At 43.2% G+C, this 15,876-nt stretch carries 18 protein-coding genes; 4 read left to right on the top strand and 14 right to left on the bottom strand.

Features of this window, described 5'->3' with window-relative positions; genetic code table 11:
* Window positions 1-59: 59 nt before the first annotated feature.
* Window positions 60-281: a DUF433 domain-containing protein gene (locus CL181_RS02790; RefSeq protein ID WP_097297727.1), complete on the top strand. Its 222-nt coding sequence runs from the start codon at window positions 60-62 to the stop codon at window positions 279-281.
* On the top strand, window positions 274-645 hold the full coding sequence (locus tag CL181_RS02785; protein WP_097297726.1) for a DUF5615 family PIN-like protein: 372 nt from the start codon (window positions 274-276) through the stop codon (window positions 643-645). The genes CL181_RS02790 and CL181_RS02785 overlap by 8 nt, the downstream gene beginning before the upstream one ends.
* A 185-nt stretch (window positions 646-830) precedes the next feature.
* Here CL181_RS02785 and CL181_RS02780 read toward each other — a convergent pair whose 3' ends face one another.
* A complete protein-coding gene (locus CL181_RS02780; RefSeq protein ID WP_176505026.1) occupies window positions 831-1,229 on the bottom strand; it encodes a DUF3368 domain-containing protein in 399 nt (132 codons plus the stop codon).
* Between the two features lie 95 nt (window positions 1,230-1,324).
* Window positions 1,325-1,609 (bottom strand): UPF0175 family protein, encoded by a 285-nt coding sequence (locus CL181_RS02775; RefSeq protein WP_097297724.1) that lies wholly within the window; start codon window positions 1,607-1,609, stop codon window positions 1,325-1,327.
* Window positions 1,610-1,913: 304 nt separating this feature from the next.
* Between CL181_RS02775 and CL181_RS02770 the strand changes: the two genes are divergently transcribed.
* Window positions 1,914-2,195, top strand: a complete 282-nt coding sequence (locus CL181_RS02770) for a hypothetical protein (protein ID WP_097297723.1) — start codon at window positions 1,914-1,916, stop codon at window positions 2,193-2,195.
* A complete protein-coding gene (locus CL181_RS02765; RefSeq protein ID WP_097297722.1) occupies window positions 2,173-2,595 on the top strand; it encodes a type II toxin-antitoxin system VapC family toxin in 423 nt (140 codons plus the stop codon). Before CL181_RS02770 ends, CL181_RS02765 begins: the two co-directional genes overlap by 23 nt.
* A 357-nt stretch (window positions 2,596-2,952) precedes the next feature.
* Here CL181_RS02765 and CL181_RS02760 read toward each other — a convergent pair whose 3' ends face one another.
* The 12 genes from CL181_RS02760 to CL181_RS20040 all read right to left on the bottom strand — a co-directional run.
* Window positions 2,953-3,960 carry a PIN domain-containing protein gene (locus CL181_RS02760; protein ID WP_097297721.1) on the bottom strand — a complete coding sequence of 336 codons (1,008 nt, stop codon included), beginning with the start codon at window positions 3,958-3,960 and terminating at the stop codon, window positions 2,953-2,955.
* 161 nt (window positions 3,961-4,121) lie between these two features.
* Window positions 4,122-4,343 (bottom strand): hypothetical protein, encoded by a 222-nt coding sequence (locus CL181_RS02755; RefSeq protein ID WP_097297720.1) that lies wholly within the window; start codon window positions 4,341-4,343, stop codon window positions 4,122-4,124.
* Complete coding sequence (locus tag CL181_RS02750; protein ID WP_097297719.1) at window positions 4,340-4,744, bottom strand: DUF126 domain-containing protein; 405 nt, start codon at window positions 4,742-4,744, stop codon at window positions 4,340-4,342. The genes CL181_RS02755 and CL181_RS02750 overlap by 4 nt, the downstream gene beginning before the upstream one ends.
* The gene (locus CL181_RS02745; protein ID WP_097297718.1) at window positions 4,744-5,541 is read right to left on the bottom strand and encodes an inositol monophosphatase family protein; all 798 of its coding nucleotides are present in this window, start codon (window positions 5,539-5,541) and stop codon (window positions 4,744-4,746) included. Before CL181_RS02745 ends, CL181_RS02750 begins: the two co-directional genes overlap by 1 nt.
* Window positions 5,531-6,085, bottom strand: coding sequence for an adenylyl-sulfate kinase (locus CL181_RS02740; protein ID WP_097297748.1), 555 nt, complete (start codon window positions 6,083-6,085; stop codon window positions 5,531-5,533). Before CL181_RS02740 ends, CL181_RS02745 begins: the two co-directional genes overlap by 11 nt.
* Before the next feature lie 8 nt (window positions 6,086-6,093).
* Window positions 6,094-7,182, bottom strand: coding sequence for a phosphotransferase family protein (locus tag CL181_RS02735; RefSeq protein WP_255251375.1), 1,089 nt, complete (start codon window positions 7,180-7,182; stop codon window positions 6,094-6,096).
* The gene (locus CL181_RS02730) at window positions 7,179-8,435 is read right to left on the bottom strand and encodes an adenosylhomocysteinase (RefSeq protein ID WP_097297716.1); all 1,257 of its coding nucleotides are present in this window, start codon (window positions 8,433-8,435) and stop codon (window positions 7,179-7,181) included. The genes CL181_RS02735 and CL181_RS02730 overlap by 4 nt, the downstream gene beginning before the upstream one ends.
* Window positions 8,436-8,539: 104 nt before the next feature.
* Window positions 8,540-9,004 (bottom strand): hypothetical protein, encoded by a 465-nt coding sequence (locus CL181_RS02725; RefSeq protein WP_097297715.1) that lies wholly within the window; start codon window positions 9,002-9,004, stop codon window positions 8,540-8,542.
* A gap of 56 nt (window positions 9,005-9,060) precedes the next feature.
* A complete protein-coding gene (locus CL181_RS02720; RefSeq protein WP_097297714.1) occupies window positions 9,061-12,216 on the bottom strand; it encodes a DUF4157 domain-containing protein in 3,156 nt (1,051 codons plus the stop codon).
* Window positions 12,217-12,285: 69 nt separating this feature from the next.
* The gene (locus CL181_RS20045) at window positions 12,286-14,280 is read right to left on the bottom strand and encodes an SH3 domain-containing protein (protein WP_097297713.1); all 1,995 of its coding nucleotides are present in this window, start codon (window positions 14,278-14,280) and stop codon (window positions 12,286-12,288) included.
* Window positions 14,265-15,620 carry a PqqD family peptide modification chaperone gene (locus CL181_RS02710; RefSeq protein ID WP_097297712.1) on the bottom strand — a complete coding sequence of 452 codons (1,356 nt, stop codon included), beginning with the start codon at window positions 15,618-15,620 and terminating at the stop codon, window positions 14,265-14,267. The genes CL181_RS20045 and CL181_RS02710 overlap by 16 nt, the downstream gene beginning before the upstream one ends.
* A 15-nt stretch (window positions 15,621-15,635) precedes the next feature.
* The coding region (locus CL181_RS20040) for a hypothetical protein (protein WP_217993070.1) at window positions 15,636-15,876 on the bottom strand (241 nt) is incomplete at its 5' end.

Below are 15,876 nucleotides of genomic sequence, written 5' to 3'. Positions count from 1 at the left end.
TATATATACTATAGAACAAGAAGGAATGAACATTAATAGATTCATTAAAGGAGGTAAAAATGTTTGAAAAAAGGGTAATTATTGATCCTGAAATAAGGCATGGTAAACCTATTATAAAAGGTACAAGGGTGCCTGTGGAGGTTATATTAGGCTCCTTGGCTGGCGGCATGGAGATAAGAGAAATCATAGAAGATTATGAAATAACAAAGGAAGATGTTCAGGCAGCAGCAGAATATGCTATGAAAATAGTGGCAAATGAAGAGATTGTAGCATATGCATAATTTGAAATTCCTGCTGGATGCCGATATGCCAAAATCAAGTGCGCAAGTCATACGGAGCCTTGGTTTTGAAATAGAAGATGTCAGAGATATTGGTATGAGAGCAGCTAAAGATAGAGAAATAATGGATCATGCTCTTAAAAATAATAAGATTATCATCACGAGAGACACTGATTTTGGAGAAGTACTTCGATATCCACAGCACCCAGGAGCTATTATTTTAAGATTGCCTTACGGATTCACTTCAAAAGAAATAAACGAACGTTTAAGGGAATTTCTCAGGTCGGTAAAAGAAGAAGAATTGATCGAAGCGATAATTATCGTTGAATTATCAAGGTACCGGAGAAGGGCATTGAGGAATGATTGATTTTTTATATATTGTCCCCGCTGTGATATTGACCTTGTGGGATGTGCAGCGATTGTGGGCCAGGTAAATGCAGAAAATCGATAATAATGCTCATATTAAGGACGATCATATCCTGCACGTCGTAAGTTTTCCTATCACGTCACTGAAGCTCCCATTCTCTCTTTTCAAACTCTTGAGCACAATTTTTACGAATGATATTTGATTTCTAATCCCTCTAAGAATTTTGCATAAATTCTTGCAGATATTCTAAAACCATCCATCATCATTTCATTTAAAGCTTGAATTGATTCCTGTTTGCTGATTATCCCTTTTTCCACGGATTTTTTCAATATGTAAAGGGTTCCTTTGACCTCAAGCCCCATTGCTTTTGCCACCTCTCTGCCATCTTCTTCATCAATCAATATTATGCAATTATGCTTTCTTGCAAGCAAAATAGAATTACTTTCTCCTTGATGAATTCCCTGGATGATTTTTGTATTTTTGATCCTATGAACTACAATCCATCCTTCATTTAATGCATTTTCAATTAATTCAGCATCCTGAGCGCCTTCGTCTTTACCTCGATCTATTGTCTCAAGCTTCACTTCTTCTTCAATGAGCACTTTTCCAAATAAATCCTTTAATAAATGAAGTTTCCCCGCTTTTGCAAGATTTATCAGGGGCGAAGCATCAGAGACGATCATTCCAGATCTTCTCTCAATGAATCTTCAGAATAATGTAATTCAATCCCTTTTTCATGAAGGATCATATTCATTTTTCTTAGTGATACGCCGGCTATTTCTGATGCTCTCCAGGTACTTACTTCCCCATCAAGGTATTTTTTTACAGCCATGTCAATTTGATATTGCTTAAGTCCAGAAATCAGAAGGTTTCTTATGAAAGTTTGTTTCTTCATGCGGGGCTGTTTTATTTCTTTCAATATCCTTAAGAATTCATCATCCAATTTTAGAGAAACCGTTTCCATATGTATAACTTTGCTGCCAATTTATAAATAGTTTGTTTTATAGAAAGCTCTAACTCGCGCTTCCACTGTCAAAACCACCCGCAAGGCTCTTCGCCATCTGCCTGATACCGCTTTTTCTCTGGTATTCCCATACCGCAGCCTTCTAAGACCTTCGGTGTTCCGGAGTTGTCCCCGTTGTGATATTGACCTTTTGGGATATGCAGCTATTGGGGGGCCAGGTTGATGCGGAACTCAGGAGACCATGCGCCATAGCGTAAACAAAGATATACATATTATTAAACCAATATCCTCATGGATGATTTAAATGACTGACTTAATTCAAGGTCTGCCTGAAAGATTATCAAAACGAATGAAATTTTTCATCTTTATAGGTGAGTATTCGGATGAGATTGAATTCATGACCGATGCAGTCCGCAGGCTTATTGAAACAAAAGAAAAAGCTACTGACCAGTGGACAATAAATTTTGAAGAATTGATTACGGATACCCAAAAGACAGATAAATCTGACAAGGAAATTCTCTTGCAGGCAGAAAAAGTCAGAAAAGATATCTGGAGAAAAAAATATGCAGGTAGTGCTGGACAGTAATGAGTTCCTGTTCGCGTTTCTTGCAAAAAAGAAAGAATGCATCCTTGTTTTACGTGCCTGTAAAAATATGCATGCTGTAATACCTTCTGTTGTTCTTGAAGAGGTTTCTGAAAATATTAAGATGGAATCCGGTAAAGACCAGGCTGGAAAGGTCAGGAAATTCATTTCGGAATCGGGATGGTTCGAAGTAGTTGAAGATGCCGAAATACCGAATGTATTGCTTGAAAAATACATAACAAAAGGTCTCAAAAAAGAAGATTCAGTGATCGGCGCGTTCACAGAATGGATTGGCGCAAAATACCTGATCTCAGAGAACCGACACTTTTTAAAATTGAATGCAAAGGAATTCAAGGTACTCAGCGCAAAGCAGTTTTTATCCAGGTTTAGATTGACTGAATAAAATTTTTCGATTATTTGGATTATTCCGTCCTGCTTCCGTGATGCGCTGTTCTATGCAAGCAATATCGCAAATATGCAAAGCTGCAAAGCACTATTTTATAATAAAACAACGATTAATTTTCGGCGTATCAACTTCCCCATACAATCATCTTTTTGCTGAAAAGCGGGATAGGAAATAGTTTTCAATTCGATATTATCATTTTCGCATGGAAAGGCTTTCGGTGTTCCGGAGTTGTCCCCGTTGTGATATTGACCTTGTGGGATATGCAGCGATCGGGGGCCAGGTATATGCTGAATTTGGGAGACCGTTCACCATTATCATCAAAGCTACTAATTAACACTAACCATCTTACTGTAGTTAATCTTCAGGTGGAATATACTCAACAATATCATAATCAATAGCATTAATGTCTACTTCACCATATCCTTCTCTGTTTAGAATTGAAGATATTGTATTTTTAAATGTAGTTTCGTATTCTTTGAGGGTATCATACATTTCGTCACCTTTCTTAGTAAATTCAGTATCTTCCAAGGCTGTGCTAAACTGAACTTCTTCATGGGGTTGTATTTGAAGTTCTTTGCCATCCTCATAATAGATATCAATATCCAGAATATCTAAAAACCATCCTTTAAAGTTTCTTAAATTTACAAAAGCAGATACAATAGGAGTTTTGGCATATTTTTCAAAATATATTAATTCTTTGGAAGGTTTTACTTTGATTTTAGTTAAAGCAGAAGAAACTTTATCTGTAATGCTAAGTTCTTTGTCTACTCTTTTTTTATATTCATTTTTAAGAAATGATATATGATTTTTATAAGTATCATCATAAGTAATGAAAATAAGGTCATCTTTTAAATTTGAAATTAACGTTTCCCAAATTATTTGATCCCCGATTGTATTTTTCTTATCATCAATAGGTGGATTTCCTATCAACATTCTTTTGTGGGCCTTATCAATGATATCATCTGTTCTTTCGTATACTGTAAGTGCCGAATCATTATATAATTCATAAAATTTAGTATATACAATATCAGTGTCTAAATCATCTTTTATTTTCTTAAGCTTTTCAATTAATTTTTGATGTTTTTGATTAAGTTCATCTCCAGCTTTTTTTAATTCTGAAAACTCGTCTAATGATTTAATAATTGAAGTTACATGCGGTTTTGGAATCTTGTTCTTAATTACGTTATTGATTAGTTCTGAGAATATTTTATCTCTATTTCTAAGAAATTCATCGGAAACTTGATTTACAAAAACAAGAGAATCTTTTAATTTTGAAATATCTTCAAAAATATTATTCAGATTCTCTTGGTTTGTTTGATACAACCTAAGAAATATATTTGTATCAATAAAAACTTTGCACATATGTAATTACCCATTTTTAGATTTATTTATAATTTTTGATTTCAATCCTTTGAAGAATCAAATATAGGAGTTCATATTATTCCGAGTATAAAAAACTCCATCGTTGCAGTCACGGTATATCCCGTCCAATGTATAAGGCCTGTTCTTAGGTTTTCGTCTATCTAAAGCTTGTTTTCATCCGCAAACTTAACCAGCGCCTCACCGAGCGCCCGCACATACTTCGGATTGATATTGAACCTTCTCTGCTTCACGCCGCTTCTTTCCTTGGCTATCTCACAATATTCCTTTTCTTCCTCGAATTTATCGCTTTTCTGCATCGAGATAGTCATAAACCAGCCTGAACTCATCTTTATTTCACTATAGCCTTTATCTTCTTCAGTCATAAAATTTCAACACTTCCTAATATCGCATCAACTAAAACCTTATCGCCATTTTTTATTAAACTAACAGGATTTTCTTGCAGATTATCAACAAGCGGGATATCCGAGATGATTGCACCCACCGCCACGATCGGCTCAGTCCTGATATTTATCATAGCCATTGGAGCAGCGCCATTCTTTTTGAGCTGGTAAATTGAATAAGAGCCAACAGTAGAGCCTTTACCGCCCGGGAATACAAGCACTTTACCCTTTATGCTCAAACCAAAAAGCTCATGTCCTTTTTCCACAACAATACCTGTTTTTACATCAATGCTTCCCAGGAAAGAAATGGGTTGCGTGCTCACAAGCGCATCGCCCTGTGCTTTCCCCCGCGAAACAATATGTGCTTTGAGCTTTGTGGTCATTAAACGTCCAGCATTCTTATGATCTTTTCATGAAGTTCGCTGTTTTTTGTCCCTGCAATGGATAAACCTGTTACCTGGACATTATTTGTCAAATTATTACCTTGAAGGTCTGTCAGAGTTCCTCCGGATTCCTTCAATATCAAAGCAGACGCCATGATATCATAACCGCTCACAAGTCCCCGTGTGTCGATAAGTCCGTCAAGTGTCCCGTCAGCAACAAAACACATATCAAGCGCGATACTTCCAAGCGCCCGGACAATGATTGATTTTTCAAACTCGATCAAACCCTCAGGTATATGAGGAACGCCATAAGAATAAACCGATACGACTGGTTTTGGCCTTGCGCCCCGCTTTTTCCCTCTCATCTGTTTTTCATTTAAAAATGCGCCTTTTCCTTTCTCAGCACAGTATGTATTCCCCTGAATATCGCATATCACAGCCATGCTGATATCATCAAAGGTTGCGATTTCAGTTTTATCGGTATAAGCAAGAGACGTGCAGAAAAATGGTATGCCGCACGTTGCATTCGTGGAACCGTCAATAGGATCGACCACAAGCATGAAATCAGGATGTTTGCCAACAATGCGGTCGCCAAGCTCCTCGGAAATTATCCTTGCGCAAAGTCCTCTTGCCACAAGAGCATTATCCAGCGCATTTTCGGCAGCCATGTCCATCTTGCGCGTGATATCCTTTGGGCGCTGCACAAGCATTTCGCCATAATCCTCGTTTTCCTCAATAAATGAGCTAATAACATCACGCATCTCAACACCGATCTCAATTAAAGTCTCAATTTCCATTCATTCTGTCCCCAAAAAAGTTAATAATAGCATCTGCTGCGATGTTTGCACTCGTATCCGGCTTGGTTTTGTCGCTGTCGATTATGACAATCGGATCGATGGGTTCCTCATAAGCAACATTTATACCAGGAACATTTGCCCCCGCACGCGCTGATTTTTCGTAAATTCCTTTTGGTGAGAAAATAGCTTTCCTGTGGGCTTCACGTTCCATGCATACTTCAAGAGGGCAGCGGATATATATTTCACCGAATAACGGGATCAGGTTTCGTGCTGCATCACGATACTTCCTTTTGTTCGCGGTCGCATCGATAAAAACATTCACATCGCATTCTGTCAAAAGTTTTGCCATATAAGCAAGGGAGGCGTATACGATATCCCGCTCCTCATCCGTATATTTCGGGTTCGGGGTAAGAACTTTTCTTATCTCATCAAGCTGGAGGATCTTTACATCGATACCTTCATTGATAAGAATAGCAGCGGTTCTGGAGGCGATCACTGTTTTACCGCTTCCCGGAAGACCTGTGAACCATACTGCAAAAGCCATTTTCATCCCTACAAATAAGAATTCACATTCTTATAATCAAACTCTTCTCTATCAAGGATATTATTTATAAAATTAAATATCTTTGTCCTGACCGCATGATCAAGATTGGGATACCATATCGGACTTGCCACAACCACGGACCTGAAGACATAAAATGGCTGGATAACCTTTAAGAGCTCCATATCACCTGTTTTTTCAAGATAATTATCAAAGAACAGATCGAACATTTGCTTAAATGGCCCTTTAAGTTCCCCGTATTTCTGGAGAGAATAGAACAGGTAGTTCATGGTTATTGAGGAAACATCATCTGCCGCCTCACCCCATTCACCTCTGCTCCTGTCAAGCACCGTGAAATCCGCACCATCACGAAACATTATGTTCCATGGATGGAAATCGCCATGCGTCATGCACAGGCGCTGTGTATTTCCTTTAATTTTATAGCGCCAGTCCACACATTTCTTTTCGATAGCACAGAGGTCATCCTGGCTTACAAAATCAAGATTATCAGGATAGCTGTCCAGCAATCCCATGATGCATTCGCCATGTCCCACAAGGTCCCTGATTTTGCGGAAATACAATTCACGGTCATCATGTTTGTTTGCATGTATTTGGGCAAGATATGATGATAGTGCGAGTGTCCTGTCCCTGTCAAGAGATGTGAGTTCCCCGTCCTTTTTTATTCTTTCAAGATCAATGAAATACTCTTTTCCTTCGATCTTTTCCATTAAAATAAAATATTCTTCAGCTTTGCCTGATGAATAAAGCTCTCCATCGTGTGTGAAGTAGCCCACATCAAGCGATTTTACATGATCTGGCAAATTATTAAAAACAGAATTCTGCCATATGAGGATTTGTGCCCTGTCGGAAAAATGGTCGTGCCCAAAACCTTTCTGGACGCGCATGGAGGAAAGAACTACTGAATACGCTTTCCCGCCTGCTTCAAATTCAATGAGATATGGCTTGCCATACCCGAAACCCTTTATTCCTTCATCGACCTCAACCGGAATGCCGCCAAGCTCGCCGATCTTTGTGACCTTTGAGCTTCCGTATAGCCCTTTCAGATAATTCTCAACCGCTTTGATCTGCAACTGCATCATGTTCCCATAGTCCATGAATGGAGATATTTATCCTGCTCTTCTGTCAGTGTCTCTATTTCAATGCCCATTGAATCAAGCTTTAATTTTGCGACCATGCTGTCAACTTCAGGAGGAACCTTATAAACCTGGTTCTCTAAAGTATCTCCTTTTTCCGCGATCAATTTTACAGCAAGAGCCTGGTTCGCAAAGCTCATGTCCATGACTTCAGGAGGATGCCCGAATGCGCTTGCAAGATTCACAAGCCTCCCTTCTGCAAGAATATAGATCCGTCGTCCGTCTTTCATTGCATATTCCTGGACATCATTCTTTATCTGGCTGACTTTCTTTGCCAGTCTGGCAAGGTCAGGGATATTTATTTCAACATTGAAATGGCCTGAATTGCAGACGACTGCCTGGTCTTTCATGACCTGGAAATGCTCTTTCCGAAGGACTGAGATATCTCCTGTAACCGTAATGAACAAATCCCCGATTTTTGCTGCTTCCTTCATTGGCATTACCCTGTAGCCATCCATGACAGCTTCGAGGGCTTTTCTTGGCTCAACTTCCACAACTACCACATTGCCGCCAAGACCACGTGCCCGTGAGGCAACACCGCGCCCGCACCAGCCGTATCCTGCGACAACAATGGTTTTTCCTGCGAACAGGATATTTGTGGCATTCATTATTCCGTGTAATGTGCTCTGGCCTGTGCCATAGCGGTTGTCAAACATCATTTTGGTTTCTGCATCATTTACAGCTATGACAGGATATTTAAGAGCGCCATCAGCTGCCATTGCGCGAAGCCTGATAACACCTGTTGTGGTCTCTTCACATCCGCCTTTGATGTTCTTGATAAGATCCTGGTGTTTGGAATGCACAAGCGCAATAGTATCTGCGCCATCATCAAGCGTCACATGCGGCTTGATCTTGAGCGCTTCTTCAAGGCATTCGTAATATTGCTTTTCGTTCATCCCTTTTATAGCAAAGGTTTTAATTCCTTCCGAGGCAAGCGCAGCCGCCACATCATCCTGTGTGCTGAGAGGATTTGAGGCAGCAAGAGCTATATTTGCACCTCCTGCTTTCATAGCGTAAATAAGATTGGCTGTTTCAACCGTCACATGAAGGCATGCCACCACGTTAATTCCTTCAAGAGGCTTTTCTTTCTCGAATTGCTCTTTTATTTTTCCAAGAACCGGCATGTGTCTTCGTGCCCATTCTATCCTCTGTTTACCTTCATCTGCGAGGTTTATGTCTTTTAATATATAATCTTTCATCGAAATCCCTTTATTTAATTCTAAAACGGATGTTAAATGCTTTAGATGGTTATTAAACCTGTTGGTTTTCTGTAAGACGTGAAAAAAATTCACTGAGTTTTCAACTATAACTTATATATTTTCTGTAATTTCTGGTCAAAAAATTCATTGTCAGATGTAAAAAGAATCCCATTGCATGATCTCATCAGCATGGCTTCAACTGAATCCAGCATTTCCCAACAATCATCCGTGATCTGATCCTGATTTATTTGCAGCGTATATACAATGTTTGTTGAGTTAATTAGTTTTGAAATCATTTCTTTCTTTTTACTTTCTTTTGATATATTCAAAACAAATCTTATCTCTTCAATTTCTTTTTTGCTTTCTTTATCATCAGAATATGTTGAAATAATCACCGGGTCCCTTTCTTTGTCATAGACAACTTTAATCTCCCAATTTAAATCATTTTCCTTTTGTAATGTTATTTGTGGTTCAGGTTCAAAAAAGAATCCGTCTTTGATGAATTCAATAACCTCTTCAGGAGAAAGAGGAGCGCTTTCCTGGCAAAATACCCTTAAATAATATTTCATATCTTTCTATTTTTAGAGTTTACAAGCCTTATAATTGTTTTCTATTCTTTTCCTGGCTAAAATGTTTTTGATGTGGGATTTTCCGGTGTGCTTCCTTTCTGGTAGATTACGCGTTTAGTTACATCACTCTTGTCCACAAAAGTAACCGTATCATTTGGTCCCATAGCTTTGATTTCATCTGCTATTTTTATCCGCTCTCTCGCTTCCGGGATTCCACTTTCCAGCATTTTACCTACTTCATAATATCCCTTTCCTCCAAGCGCATTTGGTCTGGGGTCAACACCATCCGGATACCTTCCTCCAAGTTCGACATTTTCGACTATTTTTATACCTTCTGCCGCCAGTTCTTTTTTAGCTGCCACCTGTTCCGGACCACCTGGTCGCCCGGGTCTTCCTCCTTCTGCTGTCGGATCAAAATACCTGCTCATCCATTCATCAGGGGGAAGGACATCTTTCGGAGAAGCTCCTTCCTGGAATTTTTCATAAACATATCTCTGGTACCTCCATTCAGCAGCATCCGGCGCAGTAATAGGAGGTTTATTTCCTCTGGGCGGATCGGGCGGCCATTTTACTTCTTTTGGTGCACGCGCTCCTCCTTCCCGTGCAAGTTTGATGTCTGCAAGTTCCTGTTCCAATTGCCTGATCTGTGCGTCTCTTACGGATTTTTGCCCGGGAGACAAATCGGAATAGCCTTCTTCAAGCGCTTTAATACGATCGTTGAATTTTGGATTTTCTTTTATTTGTGCCTCATATTTCAATCGAATTTCTTCACACGGTGATGCACAAATCCAGATCTTGCCTTTTTCTGTAACTTTTATTGACCTTTGTCCATCTGTTGATGCAATTTCCCCTTTAAGCCTGGGAGTTTCTCCTGCTTTAGATGCCTTACCTTCTCCAGGCGTACCTTTACCTTCCACAGGGGCTGTTTCAACACGGAAAACCTTGCCTTTTACAAGATTATAGATACCTTTTATAACATTAACAATAAAATGAAGAATAAGCATAACAACTATTATTACTGCTGTCATTGCCAGGGCTATGAAACTGTCTGCAATGCGGTTATACGCTTCTTCTTTTTGGGCTTTTGTCGTGGCCCCTGTTTTTAGAAGTAATAATTTGTGTCCGACATTGGCAAGTTCAACCTGTACAAACGCACCTAATAAACCATAACCAACAGCAGCAGCAATTCCTTTAACCAGCGGATGAGGAATGAACGAAGCCACGATCAAAGGTAACATCAGTGACCGCATCAGGATACTGACCACTGTATTATAAATGAGAATCGGGATATCCAACAATTGCAAAAAACTCGTCCACAATTCTTCAAGAGAACTTGCGCTTAAAGGCCCGGTTACTATTTTCCAGATGTCTTTAAACAGTTGGATAACATCTTTAGCATTTCCGACAATTGGCAAAAACATATCCCACAGCAAGCCTGTCACAACAGACCAGGGATTGGATTTGAACTCATTCCATTTCTTGCCCATCAACTCCTGTATGCCGCTGCCGATTTCGCTCCAGCCTGCTGAATTTTTTACCCCAGCAGCATTACCCTTATCCTGTTGTCTCTGAATTGTCCCGGTTATGGCTGTTGTGGGCCCGGTTTTTTTACTGTTTCCGAAATATTTGCTGACTATCCCGGAGAACCTTCCTTCCACACCTTCAAGTGCCTCTACGCCTTTAGCTGCAAGTATGCCGATGTATTTTTTTGGATTTGCAAATAGGTCCTTAAGAAATAATACAAGTTCCCCGAATTGCCTGATTCCCTCAATTATAGTATTTATTCCAAAGGATATAACATTATTAACGAATTGGGAGACTGTTTCAAGGGCACTGTCAATCCAGGTTTTTATCTTATTAAAGATTGTTTCCCATCCGTCATTAATGCTCTTCCATAAACTTTTGACCTTGTCAATCAGGGCATATGCAATTTTCTGCAAAGCATCGGGCAGCTTTTTAAATAAAAAATTTTGAGTAAGGTCATAAACCTTGTCCAATAATGAAGTAGCAAACTCACTTATCCCTGCCCAGATGTTATTGACCTGCAGAAGCAAATTATCAGTCAATACCTTAAAACCTTTCCAGATTCCTGAAACAATCCCCGTAAACTTTTTCCAGGCCGCAGCCAGTGATTCTACATCAAAGCTCATTATAGCATTTTGTATAAAGTTTAGCGGGCTTTGAACGAAACCAAGGATATCAGTGAAAGATTTTTTTAAAGACTCAAATCCTGATGATGCAAATTCTTTAATAGAATTCCATTTCTCATTCAGCCAGTCTATTCCTGAAGAAATCAGCGCTTTGATCTCATCAACAATCCATTCAAAACCCTCTACCACAGTATCTTTAGCAAGGTTTCCGGCAGTTTTAATTCCTTCGATACTCGGGTCAAACTGATAATCTGTAAAAGGAATGTCGAAATTATACCAGGCAGCCTGGACATTTGGTGCACCACTCTTTAAATATCCGCCTTCATACCCGGCTTGTTTTTTGGTACGAAGAGCGCTTCCCTGTTGCACCGTATGCGTCAACTCATGCGCCAGCAAACGCTTACCGGAAATCGACGACGGATCATACTTCCCTTCATTAAAGTAAATATCCGAACCATGGGTAAATGCCTGGGCACCTAGTTCCTTATTCATTTCTGCGGCATCGGTTCCTGTATGGATATTCACATTACTGAAATCCGCCCCAATGGCAGATTCGAATGAAGAGCGCGTATCCTCAGGTAAGGTTCTTCCGCTTCCTTTTGAGGTATTTAATTTTTGTTGCAAATCAGAGCTTGCCTGGACTTCGGGAGCCGGACCGGAAGCTTCTTTTTTCCAGAGTTTTTCATCTTCCTCTTCCTTTCCGATCTTTGTTCCTTTGTTACACCCCGGACACTTGCGCTGGATGGGATGGCCATGACCGGAAACCTCTGTCCCTCTTGACCCCTGCACTTGCATCTGGGGCATCCTCATGACCTGCTCCGCCACCCTGTCAGCCTCCTGCTCGTAGGTATCCCCGGGCTGGCCAACCTTGAGTTTTGCCTGCAAGGCTCCTGATTTAAGAAGTCTCCCAACTGCCTGGTTCCCGATGGTTCTCTGGAGGAACAATATCTGTTCGACCGGGGAATTCATCGATTGGACAAAATCGGATTTTTGTGTCGATGGGACTTTATTTTCTTTATTTGCTACAGATGCTTTGGCTGACACCTGTGTTGCTTCTACCATTTGTTTTCTCCAGCAGATTTAATTTTTTCAATAATAGGTGATGAGTATGAATACGCCGGTGGACACACATTACTCCTGCTCCGGGTCGTCGCCACGCACAGGGGGAAGGCTGATGGTAACCCCGAAGTCGGCGGAGAAACTCCAGCCCGGATTTTCGGTCTTTAACTTCGCGATTTCCGCATAGACCGCTGCGCGGATGGCCGGGGAGTCCATGTCTATGAGGAAGCGCAGCTGCCGAAAGCCCCGGATCTGTGCGATCGTCGGCACCTTGCCCGTTCCAGTCGTCCCCGCGGCGCTCGCCAGTGCCGAGATCCGCACCTTCGTCTTCTTGTATATCTGCTTTAAAGCCCAATCCCCGGGGGTCTGCTGCGGCAATCCGGTGCGCGGGTTCGGCTTATCCAGGCCAGCTGCCGATTTGTTCTCCAGGAACTCCCCCTTATTCATATCGATGCCGTCGAACTCACCCAGAGGAGATTTTTGACCGTCGACCAGTGTGACGCTGCGGACTATGCCCTTGATGGTGTCGAGCGGGCTCTTGATCGGGCCCTCTCCGGACCGATAAGTGCGGACGCGTTCGTTGAGCCAATCGCCAAAGGCGCTGTTGTTGAAAGCTTTGCCGCGCGGGCTTGCCCTGAGGACGCCCAGGCCTTTCTTCAGTCCGACCGAGGCGGCGTAGGCCACGATAGCCTCCAGAAGCACGGCCACCAATGTCCCGATCGCCTCCGCAAACTGGCGGGCTGCAGCATCGAGCGCCTTCTTGTCCCCGCGCGCATCCCACACCATCCCGAGGAAACTTCCGAACGCTGCCCCCACATCGATTAAGGCGCTAATGACCCAGACGACGAGCATCCCGAGGCCGAGCCAGTTGATCAACGCCAGCCCCACTTCGAAGCCCGCCGCTGCTCCGGGTGCGGCGCCCACCCCTCCAGCCAGCGCCCCAATGGCCGCACCGATCGCGGTTGAGATCGCCAGGATCGCGGCAGCGGCGACAAGCAGCAGCACCAGGGAGATAAGGATGTCGACGACCGCAGCGGCGGCGTAACGTGCGACAGCCTCAGGGATGTATGATAACGAGAGCTTGATTGCACTCTTAAAGTCGCTCCAGAGCTCGCCGGTGCGATCGAGGAAGTCCGCAGCGCCGATGCTCTCGGCGATGTCGTGCGAGATGGAGCCGGAGCCGACCGTGCCCCTGAGGCTGCGCGCGAACGTCGGGCCGGGGACCCAGATCAGATCCCTGGCGTCAAACGCGACAGATTTCCAGCCATCCGTTGTGTTGGGTACTTGCTTCTTATTCGCCCAGGCCAGCACGTTAACATAGAAGCGCAGGTCCTGCCCCCAGTCATCGGCATACTCCTTGTAGTAGCGCTCGGCGATAGCGATGGCGGTGCCAGGCGTGCCAGCCTCGACCCGATGAATCTGTGCGTTCGGCTCCGGCAGGTTCGTCTTGATGTATTCACTGGCAGCGTACCCCAGCTCACCGTGCTCAGTGCTAACGAGACTCCAGCCGCCCGGGAACACCTTGATCACCTGGACGTGTGTGCTGAAGGGCAGGCTGGTGATGACATTGTCCACAGTCGTATCGGGCGACGAGCGCAGTCTGAGCACGGGAGTACCGTCCCACGCGACAATGCCCGTGAGGTCGCGCATCTCGCCACCGGCCGGAATCTTGTCGAGGCTCGCGTGGGGGTCGGCGGCGGCTGTGTCTCCGTCAAGCGGGTCTCGCCGCACGATTGGTGCGAACGCATATTCGCCGCTTAGAAACCCGATGTCGGAAACGTTTGTTTCATTTGATACCAGCGGCATCCTCATGACCTGCTCCGCCACCCTGTCAGCCTCCTGCTCGTAAATATCCCCGGGCTGGCCGACCTTGAGTTTTGCCTGTAAAACTCCCGACTTGATAAGCCTGCCAACTGCCTGGTTCCCGATGGTTCTCTGGAGTAACAGCATCTGTTCAAAAGGCGAATCTGTAACCTGAGGAACTTCAATCATTTTAGGGGAAGCCCTGTTCTCTCTATCTTTATTTGTCACAGGTTTTTTAGCTGCTGCCTTTACTGCTTCACCCAAGTTTCAATCTCCATTTCACCTTTTGCAATTAATTTTTGATTTTCAATTTTCCCGCCTGATAGCATTCTCATTCTGGTTTCCTCAGCCACCCAGCAGCTATGACTTGATTCGAACATATCCCCGTTCGAATAATTCTCAGCTTTACATCCCCCGTGACATGCAGGAAGCCATTTGCAGTCACGACATAATCCTTTGATATCATTCAGGCGAATGCTCCTGAAATAATTTAAAACTGAAGAGTTCTCCCATATCCACTGGAATGAATGGTCGCGCAGGTTATCACCGTTTATGCCCCAGAAGTATGTACATGGAACTACATTACCTCCTGGAGTTATGGAACAGACAGAACAGGCTGCGCTGCATACGCCTGGATCACAAAAATTAACGGGACCCGCAGGAGGTGGTTTGAGTGTAACATTGTAACTTGAAACTTGTATATTCCTTTTTTCAAGGTACTCTACAAGTTCTTTCATCCTTCCCGGAGTAAGTCTTAAATCCGCGTTCATTTTCCCGCGTCCCATGGGCACCACACCCTGTACCCTGTAGTTCTTCACACCCAGGTCCCCCATAAGCCGGATAATGCCGGGTATCCGTTCCACGTTCAATTTCGTGGCTGTTGTGCACACAGAAGTATTAACGCCTTCGTCCAGAAGCAGCCGGATACTATGAATCGCGCCTTCAAATGCACCTTTTACTCCACGCGCCGTGTCATGAGTATTTGCATCATCGCCGTCTATGCTGATCTGTATATTAAGTTTCTGTGCCGTAAGCTCTCTCACGATATGCCTGTCCAGTAATATCCCGTTGGTGGAAACACCAACAGTATCAAATCCAAGACCGGCAGCGTGCTGGATTATCTCCGGCATATCCTTTCGTGCGAAGGGTTCCCCGCCGCTGAAGGAGAGGTTTTTTACACCGAAACCCGACATCTCTTCAAGTGAACATTTGACTTCCCGGGTTGAAAGTTCGTTCTCGTGCTGCTTTCCCTCAAAATTGTAGCAATGAATGCACCTGAGGTTACATTCTCCCGTTATATCCCAGAATACCGTAGATGGGGCGCCCCAGTCCCTGTAAGATTCATATTTTTCCTGTCTCCATGCTATCATTCCAAGCCTGTACATCTTATCGAGAAATACATTGATATAATCTATAGCATCGGATTTAGTCAGGCTAAAATCCCTTATGAGACGGTCTGCAATTTCTTCAGGCTCCAGCAACCCATCACAATGTTCCAGTATCCTGTATCCGATATAATTCAGCTCATATTCCGTATTATCTACAGGATTAAATACCTGGTAACTGTTCCCTTTCCCGGGTTTCAGGAAAAAGAAAGGCTTCACTTTATATATCCTCCCTTATCGCGGCCGCGGTTTTCTTATAGGTGAGATCGTTGGTCGCCCGGCCGGACATGTTGTTGTAGCATCAGAGGTATCTGATACGGATCTTGGGACAGGTGTTACCGTATCCGACCTATCCACAACCGGCCTATCAACGACCAGCCTATCGACAACCGGTCTATCAACGACCGGTCTATCGACAACCGGTCTATCGACAACCGGCCTATCAACGACTGGTCTATCGACAACCGGCCTATCA

This window comes from Candidatus Methanoperedens sp. BLZ2 (assembly GCF_002487355.1).
Classification (GTDB): domain Archaea; phylum Halobacteriota; class Methanosarcinia; order Methanosarcinales; family Methanoperedenaceae; genus Methanoperedens.
This window is presented reverse-complemented; position numbering and strand designations above follow the sequence as displayed.

Excerpts from the sequence above, each read along its gene's own strand:
- CL181_RS02745 (WP_097297718.1), bottom strand. The coding sequence starts at position 5,541 with ATGGAAATTGAGACTTTAATTGAGATCGGTGTTGAGATGCGTGATGTT.
- CL181_RS02740 (WP_097297748.1), bottom strand. The coding sequence starts at position 6,085 with ATGGCTTTTGCAGTATGGTTCACAGGTCTTCCGGGAAGCGGTAAAACA.
- CL181_RS02725 (WP_097297715.1), bottom strand. The coding sequence starts at position 9,004 with ATGAAATATTATTTAAGGGTATTTTGCCAGGAAAGCGCTCCTCTTTCT.
- CL181_RS02735 (WP_255251375.1), bottom strand. The coding sequence starts at position 7,182 with ATGATGCAGTTGCAGATCAAAGCGGTTGAGAATTATCTGAAAGGGCTA.
- CL181_RS02770 (WP_097297723.1), top strand. The coding sequence starts at position 1,914 with ATGACTGACTTAATTCAAGGTCTGCCTGAAAGATTATCAAAACGAATG.
- CL181_RS02775 (WP_097297724.1), bottom strand. The coding sequence starts at position 1,609 with ATGGAAACGGTTTCTCTAAAATTGGATGATGAATTCTTAAGGATATTG.
- CL181_RS02720 (WP_097297714.1), bottom strand. The coding sequence starts at position 12,216 with ATGGTAGAAGCAACACAGGTGTCAGCCAAAGCATCTGTAGCAAATAAA.
- CL181_RS02760 (WP_097297721.1), bottom strand. The coding sequence starts at position 3,960 with ATGTGCAAAGTTTTTATTGATACAAATATATTTCTTAGGTTGTATCAA.
- CL181_RS02750 (WP_097297719.1), bottom strand. The coding sequence starts at position 4,744 with ATGACCACAAAGCTCAAAGCACATATTGTTTCGCGGGGGAAAGCACAG.
- CL181_RS02755 (WP_097297720.1), bottom strand. The coding sequence starts at position 4,343 with ATGACTGAAGAAGATAAAGGCTATAGTGAAATAAAGATGAGTTCAGGC.
- CL181_RS02730 (WP_097297716.1), bottom strand. The coding sequence starts at position 8,435 with ATGAAAGATTATATATTAAAAGACATAAACCTCGCAGATGAAGGTAAA.
- CL181_RS02785 (WP_097297726.1), top strand. The coding sequence starts at position 274 with ATGCATAATTTGAAATTCCTGCTGGATGCCGATATGCCAAAATCAAGT.
- CL181_RS02790 (WP_097297727.1), top strand. The coding sequence starts at position 60 with ATGTTTGAAAAAAGGGTAATTATTGATCCTGAAATAAGGCATGGTAAA.
- CL181_RS02765 (WP_097297722.1), top strand. The coding sequence starts at position 2,173 with ATGCAGGTAGTGCTGGACAGTAATGAGTTCCTGTTCGCGTTTCTTGCA.